The sequence below is a fragment of the Ideonella oryzae genome (assembly GCF_024055665.1).
In the GTDB taxonomy this organism is placed as follows: Bacteria; Pseudomonadota; Gammaproteobacteria; order Burkholderiales; family Burkholderiaceae_C; genus Ideonella; species Ideonella oryzae.
In genome coordinates this window covers 57165-71886 of record NZ_JAMXMC010000005.1, presented here as the reverse complement: position 1 = coordinate 71886, position 14722 = coordinate 57165, and the positions used below count along the sequence as shown (strand labels likewise).

Sequence of the window (14722 nt, the reverse complement as noted above, 5' to 3'; positions counted from 1 at the left end):
AGTTTTTTCTCGCGTCAACACTTTTTGTCGATCAGGGGGCGAGACCGGCCCTCAGCTGGATGGCAATGGCGGCCGCCTGCCCGAAGGAGAGCCGTTCGACCGCGTCTTGCAGGGCGGCAAAGGTGTCGGGCGCCAATTGCTGGCGAAGGGCCGGGGCGAGCTCGCGGAACCGCGCCAGCGCCCCCAGGTCCTGGGCCTCCAGCAGATCCAGCCAGGCTTGAAGGATGGGGGGGGGCAGGGCGGGGGCGGAGGCTGGCGCCGCCGGGGCCTGCCCGTCCGCCTTGCGCAGCGCGGCCAGGGGGGGGGCAGCCTGCTGGTTCAAGCGCCCCAGCGCCTGGGCCAGGGCCTCCAGGGCTGGACGCAAGGAGGCCTCCGGCCCACCCGAGCGGGCCAGCGCTTCGGCATCTCCGGCCAGCTGCTGAACCACCTTGGCGCTCAGCATGCCTGCGCTGCCGCGCAGCTTGTGCAATCGTGCGGCCAGGGTGGTGTTCTGGGCGGGCTCGGCCGTCGGCGCCTGGCGCAGATCCTGGTATTCCTGCAGCAGGCGTTCCAGCATGCGCAGGAAGACGGCGGGATCGGGGCCGATGCGCTCGGCGGCTTCGCGGGTGTCGATGTCCGGCAGGCGTGGCCAGTGAGGTGGCGTTGCGGCAGCATCGGCCTGGCGCCGCTCCACCGGCCAGGGGGTCCCTTGGCGGGATTCCACATGCCGCCTCAGCAGGCGGATCAGGGCATGGGGGTCCAGCGGCTTGCTGATGAAGTCATCCATGCCGCTGTCCAGCGCGCGCTGGCGCTCGGCCACCAGCGCGCCTGCGGTGAGTGCGATGACCGGCAGATCCTTGAGACCCATGTCCTGGCGCAGGCGGCGTGTGGCCTCGTTGCCGTCCATCACCGGCATCTGCACGTCCATCAGCACGGCGTGGAAGCCCAGAGGGGACTGTCGCAGCAGGTCCAGTGCCTCCTGTCCGTTGCCGCAGGTGGTCACGTCGGCACCTTCGCGCTGCAGGATGCGCCGGGCCACCTCGAGGTTGATGTCGCTGTCGTCCACCAGCAGCAGTCGCATGCCCGGCAGCCAGCAGGCGCCCGCGGCATCAAGGCGGGTGGACTGGGTGACCTTGTCGAGCCGGTCGCTGCGCCGGGCCACGGCCGCATTGACGGCATTGAAGAGCTCCGAATGGGACACCGGCTTGCCCATCGTGCCATCCACCAGTTCGCTGGTGGGCAAGGGTGCCTGGGCGCTCAGGAGAACCGAAGGCGGCAACTGCTGGCGGCCAAACTCCTGCCCCAGTTCCTCCAGCACCTCCAGGGCTGTGGCGTCGGCCAGGTGCAGGTCGGCCACCAGGGCGTCCGGAGGGCGCTGGTGTTGCAGCCGCTCCCGCAGCCGTGCGCGCAGCTGTTGGCCGGAATCCACGGTTTCCGCGCGCCATCCCAGGGACCGGGCCATGGCCGCCAGGATGTTGCGGTCGGTGCCCAGGTCGTCGGCGATCAGCACCTCCAGGGCCTGGTTCATCGGCCGCTCCGAGGGTGGCTTCGCAGTGCCGTCGCGGGGCAGCCGCAGGGGCAGGGTGAGCCAGAACGTGCTGCCTGCGCCGCTCTGGCTGCGCACGCCCACCTCGCCACCCATCAGGCCGGTCAGGTGGCGCACGATGGACAGACCGAGTCCGGTCCCGCCGAAGCGGCGGGTGGTGGAGGCATCGGCCTGCGTGAAGGGGGCGAACAGGCGCGCTTGCACAGCCTGCGGGATGCCCATGCCGGTGTCGGTCACTTCGCAGCGCAGGACGACGCGTTCGGGGCCGTGCTCGAGCGCGTGGATGACCAGCTCGATCCGCCCGGATTCCGTGAACTTGAGGGCATTGCTCAGCAGGTTGGTGAAGATCTGCCGGATGCGCTGGACATCGCCCTGCAGCTCGCGGGGCACCTCGGCGTCGGCCTCCAGGGTCATCACCAGGCCTTTGGCCTCGGCCTGCGGGGCCATCCATTCCCGCAGTTCGTGGAGCAGTTCGTCCAGGCGGAAGGGCGCCTCATCCAGGGTCATCTCGCCGGCCTCGATCTTCGAGACGTCGAGCACGTCGTTGATCACGCCCAGCAAGGACCGGCTGGCCATCTGGATCTTGGACAGGCAGGACCGCTGTTCACTGTCGAGCTCGGTCTGCTCCAGCAGGTAGGACAGGCCGATCACGGCATTCATGGGGGTGCGGATCTCATGGCTCATGTTGGCCAGGAAGGCTGTCTTGGCCGCACTGGCGGCCTCGGCCGCTTCCAGGCGCAGCAGGGCCTGGTCGGCGGCGCGCCGGGCCGTGATGTCCTGGATGGCGCCCAGCAGCCGGACGGGCGGGCCGGCGGGCTCCTGTGGACCGGCGTCGGGCTCGCCCACGCTGCGCACCCAGATGGTCTGACCGTCCGCGCGCCGCAGCGGGAGTTCCAGATCCCAGCTGCGGCCGTGTTCCGTGGCCTCCCGGATGGCCTGTTGCATGGCCGTGCCCGCTTCGCCAGGATAGAAGGCCAGGGCCTCCTCGAGGCTGGGCTGGTGGTCTTCGGCCACGCCGTGGATCTGCCGGACCTGCACGGTCCAGTCCAGTTGTCCGGTGCCCAGGTCCAACTGCCAGCCACCCACCCCGGCCAGCCGCCCGGTGCGCTCCAGCAGGGCCTGGCTCTCGGCGAGGCGCCGCTCGGCATTCTTGCGTTCGGTGATGTCGGTGCGGATGGAGATGAAGCGCTCGATGCGTCCCTGCGCGCCGACAAAGGGGGCGATGATGCTGTCCACCCAGTAAGGCTGTCCCTGCTTGGTGTGGTTGCAGACCTCGCCGTGCCAGGGGTGGCCGCTGCTGACCGTGCGCCACATCGCCTGCCAGAAGGCCTGCGGATGGTGGCCGGAATTGACGAGGCGGTGGGTCTGCCCGATCAGTTCCTCCCGGCTGTAGCCGCTGATCTGGCAAAAGCCCTCGTTGACGTCGATGATGCGCCCGGCCCGGTCCGTGACGGAATAGAGGGCGTGGGACTTGATGGTGGACAGCAGCGCCTCGTTCTCGCGCAGGGCCTGGCTCAGGCGCAAGCGGCTCTCGGCCTGCTCGGTGACGTCGTGCACCAGCACGTAGAAGCCGCGAACCTCGCCGTCCTGGATGTCGGGCAGGTAGTGCGCCAGCAGGTGGACCAGGCCCTGGCCGCCCGGTGCGGGCATGCTGCGCTCGAAGGTCTGCGCCTGGCCTTGCAGGGCCGCCTCGATCTGCGGGCGGTCCTGTTCAAAGCGGTCCGGTCCCAGCAGATCGCCCAGGCGCTGGCCCGGCAGCCGACCGGGGTCCACGCCGAACCAGCGCTGATAGGCCTGGTTGGCAAAGCGGTTGATCAGCTGGTGGTCCCAGTAGCCGATCATCGAGGGCACGGCGTCCAGGATGGTCTGGAGATCGCGCCGGGCCGCCTCCAGCTGGGTGGTCCGCTCCAGCACCTCCTGCTCCAGCCGGGCATTGAATTCGCGCAGATTGCGCTCGACCAGCTTGCGCTCGCGGATGTCGCGGATCGTCTTGGCCAGGCCGACGATGTGCCCCTGGGCGTCGGTCACGGCCGACAGGGTGATCGACACATCGACCCATTGGCCATCGCGCTGATGGCACTGGGTGTCGAAGGCGGGCAGCCGTTCCCCATTCAGCACGCGGGCGCGGCGCCGGTCCTGCTCCTCCAGCCCCTCGATCGGTTCCAGCAGCCACGCCGCATGGCGTCCCGCCACCTCGCTTTCCGCATAGCCGAAGATCTGCTCGGCGGCACGGTTCCAGCTCACGATCCGACCGTCCAGCGTCTCGCCGATGATGGCGTCGCTGGAGTGCTCGATCAGCGTGACCAGCTGCGCCTGCAGCACACGGGCGGTCGCCTGCCGCTGGCGGCCCACCACCACACCCCAGGCCACTGCCGCCAATGCCAGCGACACGGTCAGGCCGGAGCCGAGCACCAGCCAGACCGGGGTGAGGTGCAGGCCCCGCACAAAGCCCGGCGGGGCGGCCAGGGAGATGTCCCATTGACGGCCATACACCGTCCGGACCAGGGTCTGCTGGAGCTCGGGGTGTGTTCCCGCCTGGCCGGTCTGGAAGAACGGGGTGTGCTCCTCGGCCCCCTGGTCGCGCAGGCTGACGGCGAAGTTCTCGCCGCGCCAGTGGGTGCTGCTCAGCAGCTCGTCCAGGGAGAGCGGCGCGAAGGCCCAGCCCAGGGTGGCCGCCTCACGTTGCTCGGGGCTGTCCAGCGAGGCCTCGGGTCGGTAGATCGGCAGCAGGAACAGGAAGCTCTGGTGCGCCTGACCGCTGGCCTGCAGCAGGGTGATGGGCGCGGTGAGACGGGCCTGTCCGGTGCGCGCGGCATCCAGGGCGGCGGCCCGGCGCCGGGCCTCGGAGGCAATGTCCAGACCCACGGCGGCCCGGTTGCGCGCCTCCGGCTCGATGTACTCGATCACGGCCAGCGGGCCGTCGTGCGGGGCCAGTTGCTGGATGCCAGCGCCAGGGCCGCGTTCCTGGCGCATGCGTGCCAACAAACGCGGCAGATCCGCCGGTGCCAGTCGGCGGATGAAACCGTAACCCCGCACGCCGGAGAATTCCTTGTCGATGTCACGAGAGGCGGCATAGGCGCGCAGGCGGGGCAGGCTGATCTGCCATTCCCCGGTGGCCAGCACGGCCCCACGCAGGCCCCGCAGGCCGTACTCGTAACTGCGCACCCGGTCCGTCAGGGCATCGGCGAGCAGCTGCGAGCGGATGGCGAATTCCGCTTGTGCAAAGGCCATGTTGTGGCGCTGCCATTGCCACGCCGTCAGGGCGGACAGCAGGGCACCCGCCAGCAGCAGGGCGAGCGGCCAGCGCCAGATGGGTGGGGGCGGCCTCATGGTCTGGCCTGCATGGGCGGTGCCATGGCGCCGGGCCTCAGGCCTGTGGCGCCGATCCAGGCGGCCGGCTTGACGGGAAGGTCAGCGCCATCGTCGTGCCCTGCTCTGGCGCACTGCGGACTTCCAGCCGGCCGCCCATGGCCTGCACCAGTTGCCGCGTCAGGGCCAGGCCGATGCCGTGGCCCTGGCCGGAGCGGCCCAGGCGGTTGAAGGGCTCGAAGAGATGGGCCTGCTGGTCGGGACTCATGCCCGAGCCCTCATCCGTGAAGTGCAGGACCGTCAGGTCATCCTGGCGGGTCGCCCGCACGGTCAGGAGACCCGCGCGGCGGTTGTACTTGATGCCGTTGCTGCCGAGGTTGAGCACGCATTGCTTGAGCCGGTCGGCGTCTCCCAGGATCCACAAGGGCGTGGCCTCGACCTGCAGTTCGATGCGAACCTGGCGCTCGGCCGCCTGGGTGCCCAGGGCGGGCAGGGTGTCCTGCAGAAGACCGGTCAACTCCACCGGCTCGGATTGGATCTGGAACTGCCCGGTTTCGAAGCGGTTGACGTCCAGCACGTCGCGCATCAGGGCCTGCAGCATTCTGCCGGCGGTGGTGATCTGCTGGAGCCGCTCGGCCTGCTCGGGCGCCAGGGGATGCGGGTCGTCCAGCGCCATCAGCTGCGCGAAACCCAGGATGCCGTTGAGCGGGTTGCCGATCTCGTGGGCGAAGTAGGACAGCATCAGGGTCTTGGTGCGGCTGGCCGTTTCAGCCGCCAGCTGGTCGCGTCGGGCCTTTTCCGCCAGCTCCTGGCCACGCAGGTCGCGCAGCCAGACGGTGGCGAGCTTGTCTCCATCCTGGCCGAGCTGGACATGGACCACCTCCACGGGTACCGGTTCGCCACGGGGCGCGGGCAGCAGGGCACGCAAAGACCGGTGCGGTCCTTGGGCCAGCGCCTCGGGGGGCACCCACCGCAGCAGGGGTTGCCCCAGCAGCTGCTCCTCGTCCACCTGCAGCAGGCGGCAGACGGCCCGGTTGGCCAACACCACGCGCCCCTGCGCGTCGGCGGTCAGCAGCGCCTCGGGGGCCGCAGCGAGGATGTCCGCCATGCGGTCGTCGCCCAGCCGTCGCCAGTGTTCCCGCTCGGCCAGCAAGGCCGCATCGGCCTGGCGCCGGCTGCGCAACAGGCTGCGCAAGCGGGCCTGGAGCACCGAGGGGATGAAGGGCTTGGTGATGAAGTCGGTTCCGCCGGCCTCGAGTGCATGGGCTTCGGTCTCCGGGTCGGCGTATCGGGTGACGAACACCACCGGCACCGAGCGCAGGCGGGGCAGGGCCTGCAGGCGCTCGCACAGCTGCAGGCCATCCTGGTCGGGCATCTGGATGTCCAGCAGGATCAGATCGGGTGGATCGGACTGGGCCAGCTGCAGGGCCTGGGCACCATCGCTGGCCAGCAGGAGGCGGGCCCCCATGCCATCGAGGGCGCGTCGCATCACTTCCTGGGCGATCACGTCGTCGTCCACGATCAAGATGGTGGGGGGCGGTGGCGCGCCCGCAGGGGCGGGACGTGACCCGGCCTGCTGCACGGCCGAGGCCGCCAGGCGGCGGGCCCGGAGCTGGGCACGGATGCGGGCGATCACCTGGGAAGCGACTGGCGGCTTGTTGACGAAATCGGCCGCACCCAGGTCCAGTGCGGCCGCTTCGATGCGGGCGTCGTGGTGGCTGGTCAGGAAGATGATCGGGATGGGGGAGAGATCGGGGTCTCCTTTCAGGCCCCTGCACACGGCAAAGCCGTCCAGGCCCGGCATCTCGGCATCCAGCAGGATGAGGTCCGGGTGCTGCTCTCGGGCCAGGCGCAGCGCGTCCGTGCCATTGAGCGCAAAGCGCACACGCCCCTCATCGGCCAGCATGCGGCCCAGGACCTGCACGGTCTCCGAGTCGTCATCCACCAGCAGCAGCAGTGGTTTGGACATGGCGCTCCCTGGTTCTTGTGGACGTCCGTCCTGCCATTGTGGAGTTCTTTACTGGGAAATAGAGGGGGCCCCAGGGAAATCCGCAGGCCGACATCCTCAAGTTGTTCACGCCGGAGCGCCTGTCGGCCCCTTTCCGGGCATGGGGCGGGCCCTCAGTGACAATACGGGCATGTTCAGTTTCTTCCGCAAAAAGGCCGCGCCGCCGGCGCCGACCGTGGAGGCGCCCGCCGAGTCCACCCCGGTCCCTGCGCCCGCACCCGCCGAGGCACCACCCACGCCTGAGCCACCGGCCGCTGTCGCCCAGACCGCGGTGACCGAGCCAGCCGTCCCGTCCCCCGTGGCGGCAGAGGCGGCGCCGGCCCCTCGACAGGGCTGGCTGTCCAAGCTCAAGGCGGGGCTGGCTCGCACCGGCTCCAGCATTGCCCAGGTCTTCACCGGCACCCAGATCGACGACTCGCTCTACGAGGAGTTGGAGTCGGCCCTGCTGATGGCCGATGCCGGCGTCAAGGCCACCGAGCACCTGCTGGCCGACCTCAAGCGCCGCGTCAAGGAGGCCAAGGCCACCGAGCCGGCGCAGGTCAAGGCCCTGCTGGTGGACGCGGTGGCCGAACTGCTGGCCCCGCTGGAGGCGGCGCTGACCATCGGCCGCCACCCGACCACGGTGATGATGGTGGTGGGCGTCAACGGCGCGGGCAAGACCACCAGCATCGGCAAGCTCACCCGCTACCTGGCCGAGCACGACGCCAAGGTGCTGCTGGCCGCGGCCGACACCTTCCGTGCCGCGGCGCGCGAGCAGCTCTCGGTCTGGGCCGGTCGCAACCAGGTTGAGATCGTTTCACAGGAGGGGGGCGATCCGGCCGCGGTCAGCTTCGACGCGGTCAACGCCGGTCGTGCCCGCGGCTGCGACGTGGTCATTGCGGACACCGCCGGCCGCCTGCCCACCCAGCTCCACCTGATGGAGGAGCTCAAGAAGATCCGGCGCGTGATCGCCAAGGCCGACGCCAGCGCCCCGCACGAGGTGCTGCTGGTGGTGGACGGCAACACCGGCCAGAACGCGCTGGCGCAGGTCAAGGCCTTTGACGAGGCCCTGGGCCTGACCGGTCTGGTGGTGACCAAGCTGGACGGCACCGCCAAAGGCGGCGTGCTGGCGGCCATCGCGCTGTGGGCGCGCGAGCGTGCGGCCGGCCCGGTGCCGGTCTATTTCATCGGCGTGGGCGAGAAGCTGGAGGACCTGCAGACCTTCAGTGCGCGCGAGTTCGCGCAGGCCCTGCTGGACTGAGCCCGCACAGCGATCCAGAAATGCAAAAGGCCCCATGCGGGGCCTTTTTTCATGGGGCGGGGGCTCAGCGGCCGCCCGGCATGCCCGGGGGCATCATGCCCTTCATGCCACCCAGGCGCTTCATCATCTTCATGAGGCCGCCGCCCTTCATCTTTTTCATCATGCCCTGCATCTGGTCGAACTGGTTGATCACCCGGTTCACATCCTGAACCTGCACGCCCGCACCCTGGGCAATGCGGCGCTTGCGGCTGGCCTTGCTCTTGTGGTCCAGCAGCAGCGAGGGCTTGGTGCGCTCCTTGGCGGTCATCGCGCTGATGATGCCCTCCATGCGGCGCATGTCCTTCTCGGCCCGGTCCATGTCGGCCTGGCCGGCCTTGGCGGCCATCTGCGCGGGCAGCTTGTCCATCAGGCTGGACAGCCCCCCCATCTTCTTCATCTGGCTGATCTGCGACAGGAAGTCGTTGAAGTCGAAGCCCTCGCCGGACTTGACCTTCTCGGCCAGCTTCTGGGCGGCCTCCAGGTCCACACCCTTCTGGACCTCTTCCACCAGGGCCACGATGTCGCCCATGCCCAGCACGCGGCCGGCGTGGCGATCGGCGTCGAAGACCTCCAGGCCGTCGATCTTCTCGGAGACGCCGGCGAACTTGATCGGCGCGCCGGTGATCTGCCGCACCGACAGCGCCGCACCACCGCGCGAATCGCCGTCCAGCTTGGTCAGCACCACGCCGGTCAGGGGCAGGGCCTCCTTGAAGGCCTTGGCCGTGTTGATGGCGTCCTGGCCCTGCATCGCGTCGACCACGAACAGGGTCTCGACCGGGTTCAACGTGGCGTGCAGCTCGCGGATCTCGGCCATCAGGGCCTCGTCGATCGCCAGCCGGCCGGCCGTGTCCACCAGCAGCACGTCGAAGTAATGCTTCTTGGCGTAGTCCAGCGCCGCCAGCGCGATGTCACGCGGCTTCTGGTCCGGTGCAGAGGGGAACCACTCCGCGCCGGCCTGGCCGGTCACGGTCTTGAGCTGCTCAATGGCGGCCGGGCGGTAGACGTCGGCCGAGACGGTCAGCACCTTCTTCTTGCGCTTCTCGATCAGCAGCTTGGCCAGCTTGGCGGTGGTGGTCGTCTTGCCCGCGCCCTGCAGACCGGCCATCAGGATGATGGCGGGCGGCTGGGCATTGAGGTTGATGTCGGCCACGCCCTCGCCCATGGTGGCGGCGAGTTCCTTGTGGACGACCGAGACCAGGACCTGGCCGGGGTTGAGCGAGCCCACCACCTCCTGGCCCAGGGCCTTTTCCTTGACCCGGGCGATGAAGTCCTTCACGACGGGCAGGGCCACGTCGGCTTCCAGCAGGGCCATGCGCACTTCGCGCAGCATGTCCTGGACGTTCGATTCGGTGATGCGGGCCTGGCCGCGCATGGTCTTGACCAGGCGCGACAGGCGGTCGGTGAGGGTGGTGGCCATGGGGTGTGCGCTCCTTTGCGTTCCGGCACGGAAGGCGGATGGGGGCGCCGGTAAACTGTGGCGATGATTTTAGCCGCCGACCCCCCCGCCGCTTCGACGACGCTGGCCACGGCGTTGACTGTGGCCGCCTACCTGCTGGCCACCTTGCCCGCCGCGCCCGAGCGCCGCTGGCCCCTGCAGGCCCTGGTGGCGGCCTGGGGGCTGCAGGCGCTGGTGCTGATCTCGGACGCCTGGCCGGGGGGCGATGGCCTGCCAGGCCTGCGCATCGGGTTTGCGCCGGTGCTCTCGCTCACGGTCTGGCTGGTGATCGCCATCCACGGGCTGGAAAGCCGCATGCTGCCGGTGCCGCGTCTGCGGCGCACCCTGGCGGCCACCGGCGCGGTGGCTGCGGCCCTGGCCTGGATCTTTCCGGGCGAGCTGCATGTGGTGGCCCATTCCCACTGGGCGCCGCTGCACTGGCTGCTGGGGCTGTGTTCCTATGGCCTGTTCGGCGCCGCAGTGCTGCATGCGCTGCTGCTGGACAACGCCGAGCGTCGCCTGCGCCGCGGCATTGGCACTGGCAGCGGCACCTTCGGCGTGCCGCTGATGCGGCTGGAGCGGCTGACCTTCCGCTTTGTCGAGGCCGGCTTCGTGGTGCTCACGCTGGCGCTGGCGCTGGGTCTGAGCTCGGCCTACTGGCGCTGGGATCACAAGACCGTGCTGTCCCTGTTGGGCTGGGCCACGCTGGCGGCGCTGCTGATCGGCCGCCGGGTGCGGGGCTGGCGAGGCCACCTGGCCACCCGCTGGCTGTATGCCGGCGCCCTGTTGCTGTTGCTGGCCTATGTGGGCTCCCGCTTCGTGCTGGAGGTGGTGTTGCAGCGCGCCGCCGGCTGAGGTCGCCCATGGCCAGGATCCTGCTGTTGCTGGGCTTGCTCGTGCTGGCTCTGTTCTGGGCCTTTGGCCGGCGCCGGGACGGGACAGGCCAGGCGCCGGGCGGGCGCGATCCCGTCGCGCCATCGTCCGGGCCCCAGCCCATGGTGGGCTGTGCCCACTGTGGCCTGCATCTGCCGCAGGCCGAGGCCGTGCAGGATGGTGAGGGCCGCTGGTTCTGCAGCGAGGACCACCGGGCGCGTGGAGGGCGGGTGTGAGCCGGCCCCGCTCCGGCCCGCGTGCGGCCAAGGAGGCCGCCCGTGACAGTTCCTGGTTTGGCAGCTCGGTGGCCTTCACCGAAGAGAACGATGCGGCCGATGATGGCCCCTTCTGGGCCGCCCGGGTGCGCCGCCTGCTGCAGGGGGGGCGTGCTACCCAGCGCCGCATCTACGCCACCTACCTCTTCGCGCGCGCGGCCCTGGGGCTGGGCCTGGTGGGCGCCCAGGGCCTGCTGAACTGGCTGAGCGGACGCAGCCTGGGCGAGGTGTTCTGGCTGGCGGGGCTCTACGCCGGCCAGGCCAGTCTGCGGTGGTGGTGGTGGAAGCGCCGGGCCGCCCAGGCCCAGCGCCTGACGGCCATGCACTGGTGGAGCACCATCGGCGTGGACGTGCTGCTCTTCGGCGGGATGCACTGGCTGGACACCAGTTCGGCCCTCAACTACGGGGCACTGCTGGTGCTGCCGGTGCTGATGGCCGGCGTGCTCAGCACCCGTCTGCCGGCCCTGGCCACGGCCTCGGCCGTCACGCTGCTGTTGCTGGTCACCGCCTTCCACAAGGGCCTGCAGGGGGGCGATCTGCCGGGCCTGCTGTCCCAGGCCGGCCTGGCCGGTGCGGGCCTGTTCATGATCTCCCTGGTGTCGGGTCAGATGACCCAGCGCCTGGCCCGGGAGGAACAGGCGGCCCGCGACAGCCTGGAACTGGCCTTCCAGCAGGCGGAGCTCAACCGCCTGGTGATCGACGAGATGTCCGACGGGGTGCTGGTGGTGGACCGGGCCGGCACCGTGCGTGCGGCCAATCCAGCGGCCCGGGCGCTGCTGTCTGACCAGGGCCACTGTCCGGCGCCGCCGTTCCCGCTGGGGCAGGAGCGGGGTTGGCGTGCGCTGCGCGATGCCGTGCTCCGGGCCTACGAGGCCGGCCACTGGCCGCCGGAAGGGGTGGATCTGTCGGTGGCGGCGACCGGCGAGATGCCTCGTTCCATCCGGGTGCGGGCGCGTTTCACCCGCGGCGTGCGGCTGACGTCCGAGGCCTTGCCAGGCCGGTCGGGCAGCCAGCAGGAGGTGCTGGCCGTGCTTTTCGTGGAGGAGCTGCGGCAGGTGCTGGCGCGCCAGCGGCAGGACCGCCTGGTGGCCATGGGTCGCATCTCCGCCGGGGTGGCGCATGAGATCCGCAATCCGCTGGCGGCGGTGGCGCAGGCCAATGCCCTGCTGCAGGAGGATGCCCTGCGGGCCGACCAGCAGCGGCTGGTGCGCATCATTGCCGACAACGTCGAACGCCTGCGCCGCATCGTCGACGACGTGCTGGAGGCGGCTCCCGGCAGCAGCACGCCCTCGCGCAGCCTGGACGCCGTGGCTGAAACGGGCACCATCGTCAGCGAGTGGGCCCACACGGTGGGCCTGAGCCTGGGCGGTGCCAGCCGGCTGAAGGTGGAACTGCCGACCCAGGCCCTGGGGGTGTCCTTCGACCCGGACCACCTGCGCCGCGTGCTGGTGAACCTGCTGGACAACGCCCTGCGTCACGCCAGCGAGCAGCCGGGCTCGGTGCTGCTGCGGCTGGAGGCTCTGGAAGGCGACTTCGTGCGCCTGACCGTGGCCAATGACGGCCAGCCCATTCCCCCGGAGGTGGAGCCCCATCTCTTCGAACCCTTCCACAGCACGCGCAGCCGCGGCACGGGCCTGGGCCTGTACATCTGCCGGGAACTGTGCGAGCGTCACGGTGCCCTGATCGACTATGTGCGCCTGCCCGGCGAGCGCCGCTGCAACCAGTTCATGGTGGTGATGCGGCGCGATGTGGTCCCCGACGAGGCCAGACTCCACCTATGAACGAATCCCATTCGACCGGCCGCGTGCTCGTGGTCGACGACGAGCCCGACCTGCTGACGCTGTACGAGCTCAGCCTGCTGCGCGAGGGACATGAGGTCGAGACCGCGGCCAGCGTCAGCGAGGCCTGGGGCCTGCTGCAGCAACGGCACTTCAGCCTCGTCATCACCGACATGCGCCTGCCCGACGGCAGCGGCATGACGCTGATGCACAAGCTGGAAGAGGCGCACCGACCGGAAAAGATCATTGTGATCACCGCCTACGGTTCGGCCGAGAACGCGGTGGAAGCCCTCAAGGCCGGCGCCTTCGACTACCTCACCAAGCCGGTGGACCTGCGGCAGTTCCGCTCAGTGGTGGCGGCCGCGTTGGGCCGGGTGGCCACCCCGGTGCCGCCGGCCCAGCCGGCCGGGCCCCTGTCGCAGTCCGCGCTGGCTCGGCTGGTGGGCCGCTCGGCGGCCATGGGCGAGGTGCGCGTGCTGGTCGAGAAAGTGGCGCGCAGCATGGCCCCGGTGCTGGTGCAGGGCGAATCCGGCACCGGCAAGGAACTGGTGGCCCGCGCCATCCACGAGGTCAGCCCGCGCTCGGGCCAGGCCTTCGTGGCGGTCAACTGCGGCGCCATCCCGGAGCATCTGCTGGAGGCCGAGTTCTTCGGCTACCGCAAGGGCGCCTTCACCGGTGCTCAGGAAGACCGTGCCGGCTTCTTCCAGGCCGCGCACGGGGGCACCCTGTTCCTTGACGAGATCGGCGACCTGCCACTGGCCATGCAGTCCAAGCTGCTGCGGGTGATCCAGGAACGCGCGGTGCGGCCTGTGGGCGCGGTGAGCGAGACGCCGCTGAACGTTCGCATCGTCAGCGCCACGCACAAGGACCTGGCAGCCGAAGTGGCGGCCGGGCGCTTCCGGCAGGATCTGTTCTACCGCCTGAACGTCATCCGCATCGAGGTGCCGCCCCTGCGCGAGCGCCTGCAGGACCTCGGCGAGATCTGCCAGGCCCTGCTCGAACGCATCGCCCGCGATGCCGGCGTGTGGCCGTCGCCGCAGCTGTCGGCGGAGGCCCGCGCCCGCCTGCAGCGTTACCACTTTCCCGGCAATGTGCGTGAACTGGAAAACCTGCTGCACCGTGCCGTGGCCCTGAGCACCCACGAGGTCATCGAGGCGGGCGACCTGGGGCTGCCGGATACCTTGCTGGGCGATGGGCACGGTGATGGCGAAGCGCCCGCCATGCCTGTTCTCGCACGGCCGGCGGCATCGGCTCCTGTCGAGGATGCTGGTGCCGAGCCGCTGCCGACGGATCTGGCCGCCTACCTTGACGAGGTGGAGCGGGCCATCCTGGTGCGGGCCTTGCGCCAGCATGGCTTCAACCGCACGGCCGCGGGCGCCAGCCTGGGCCTGTCACTGCGGCAGATGCGCTACCGCATGGCCCGCCTGGCCATCACCGAAGGGGATGACGGGCCGGCCGCGGAGACACCATGAACCCTGCTTCAGCACCAGGGGGTGGTGAGGGTTGGCAGGCCGGGTGGTGGTGCGGGGCGCAGGCCGTGCCGTCGCCGAATTTCGGCCCCCGCCCGGCGGGTGTGGCCATCGACCTGGTCGTGCTGCATTCCATCAGCCTGCCGCCGGGCGAGTATGGCGGTGACGGCATCGTCCGCCTGTTCACCAACACGCTGGACTGGTCGGCTCATCCGTACTACGAAGGGATCCGCGGTCTGGAAGTCTCGGCCCACTTCGTGATCCGGCGCGATGGCCAGCTGCTGCAGTTCGTTTCCTGTGACGACCGGGCCTGGCATGCCGGGCGTTCGGCCTGGCAGGGGCGCGAGAACTGCAACGACTACGCCATCGGCATCGAGCTCGAAGGCCTGGAAGGCGAGCCCTTCGAGGTGGTGCAGTACGAGGCCCTGGCACGTCTTCTGCAAGCCGTGGCGCGAGCCTACCCGGTGCGCGCCGCCATGGGGCATGAGCATGTGGCACCCGGTCGCAAGCGTGACCCGGGTCCGGGCTTCGATTGGTCTGCCGTTTCGACCCGCCTGGCCGCTCTCGGCTGGGACTGGCCGCCGCGGACCACCGCACGCTGAGTCACGGAGTCGCTGCAAAGCGGCATCAGGGTTCGACGCTATCTGTAGTGCTTGAACAGGGCTGCGACCCCAGATATAGTGTCCAGCGTGATAAGCTCTTAGCTTGGACATCCTGACATGCAACACCGACTCGGTTTGTGCCTGACCTGCGCGAGCGCCCTTTGCGGGG

At 70.0% G+C, this 14722-nt stretch carries 9 protein-coding genes; 6 read left to right on the top strand and 3 right to left on the bottom strand.

Annotated features, from left to right (window positions below):
* Positions 1–31: 31 nt before the first annotated feature.
* Together M0L44_RS09165 and M0L44_RS09160 are read right to left on the bottom strand one after the other, a co-directional pair.
* Positions 32–4855 carry a PAS domain-containing hybrid sensor histidine kinase/response regulator gene (locus tag M0L44_RS09165; protein ID WP_252769383.1) on the bottom strand — a complete coding sequence of 1608 codons (4824 nt, stop codon included), beginning with the start codon at positions 4853–4855 and terminating at the stop codon, positions 32–34.
* Between the two features lie 37 nt (positions 4856–4892).
* Complete coding sequence (locus M0L44_RS09160; protein WP_252769381.1) at positions 4893–6803, bottom strand: response regulator; 1911 nt, start codon at positions 6801–6803, stop codon at positions 4893–4895.
* Positions 6804–6972: 169 nt separating this feature from the next.
* Between M0L44_RS09160 and ftsY the strand changes: the two genes are divergently transcribed.
* Positions 6973–8082 (top strand): signal recognition particle-docking protein FtsY, encoded by a 1110-nt coding sequence (gene ftsY, locus M0L44_RS09155; protein WP_252769380.1) that lies wholly within the window; start codon positions 6973–6975, stop codon positions 8080–8082.
* A gap of 64 nt (positions 8083–8146) precedes the next feature.
* Here the strand turns inward: ftsY and ffh are convergent, their stop codons facing one another.
* Positions 8147–9538, bottom strand: a complete 1392-nt coding sequence (gene ffh / locus M0L44_RS09150; RefSeq protein WP_252769378.1) for a signal recognition particle protein — start codon at positions 9536–9538, stop codon at positions 8147–8149.
* A gap of 63 nt (positions 9539–9601) precedes the next feature.
* Here ffh and M0L44_RS09145 point away from each other — a divergent pair, with 63 nt between their 5' ends.
* Genes M0L44_RS09145 through ampD form a run of 5 tightly spaced genes read left to right on the top strand, consistent with a single transcriptional unit; the run spans position 9602 to position 14553 of the window.
* Positions 9602–10411: a cytochrome C assembly family protein gene (locus tag M0L44_RS09145; RefSeq protein WP_252769377.1), complete on the top strand. Its 810-nt coding sequence runs from the start codon at positions 9602–9604 to the stop codon at positions 10409–10411.
* An 8-nt stretch (positions 10412–10419) separates the two neighbouring features.
* Positions 10420–10665 carry a PP0621 family protein gene (locus M0L44_RS09140; protein ID WP_252769376.1) on the top strand — a complete coding sequence of 82 codons (246 nt, stop codon included), beginning with the start codon at positions 10420–10422 and terminating at the stop codon, positions 10663–10665.
* Positions 10662–12485 (top strand): sensor histidine kinase, encoded by a 1824-nt coding sequence (locus M0L44_RS22190; RefSeq protein ID WP_252769375.1) that lies wholly within the window; start codon positions 10662–10664, stop codon positions 12483–12485. Before M0L44_RS09140 ends, M0L44_RS22190 begins: the two co-directional genes overlap by 4 nt.
* Positions 12482–13954 (top strand): sigma-54-dependent transcriptional regulator, encoded by a 1473-nt coding sequence (locus M0L44_RS09130; RefSeq protein WP_252769374.1) that lies wholly within the window; start codon positions 12482–12484, stop codon positions 13952–13954. Before M0L44_RS22190 ends, M0L44_RS09130 begins: the two co-directional genes overlap by 4 nt.
* Entirely contained in the window at positions 13951–14553 is a 603-nt protein-coding gene (gene ampD / locus M0L44_RS09125) for a 1,6-anhydro-N-acetylmuramyl-L-alanine amidase AmpD (protein WP_252769372.1), read from the top strand. Before M0L44_RS09130 ends, ampD begins: the two co-directional genes overlap by 4 nt.
* The last annotated feature ends 169 nt before the right edge of the window (positions 14554–14722 follow it).